We start from the raw sequence: 233 nt of genomic DNA on the forward strand, positions 1-233 counted from the left end.
GCCCGTTAGTTATGCTAACGATTACTGCGGCTAACAAATTAAAAAATATAGAAAAAACTCGCCAAGCGCACTTAGCTCGCCTAAATAATTCAAACAATAAAACAGCGGAGCAGCCAAGTGTTGTATGGATGGGTTACAGTGTTCATGGGAATGAATCATCAGGTAGTAATGCAGCTTTACTAGTCGCTTATTATTTAGCGGCAGCGCAAGGGGATGAAATAAATGAGCTACTT

At 40.3% G+C, this 233-nt stretch carries 1 protein-coding gene; it reads left to right on the top strand.

Annotation, left to right across the window (positions count from 1 at the left end):
* Positions 1 to 233: hypothetical protein (locus tag SB751_RS35545; RefSeq protein WP_410749678.1), on the top strand; the 233-nt coding region annotated here is incomplete at both ends.

This window comes from Cupriavidus sp. SIMBA_020 (assembly GCF_046535395.1).
In the GTDB taxonomy this organism is placed as follows: domain Bacteria; phylum Pseudomonadota; class Gammaproteobacteria; order Burkholderiales; family Burkholderiaceae; genus Cupriavidus; species Cupriavidus campinensis.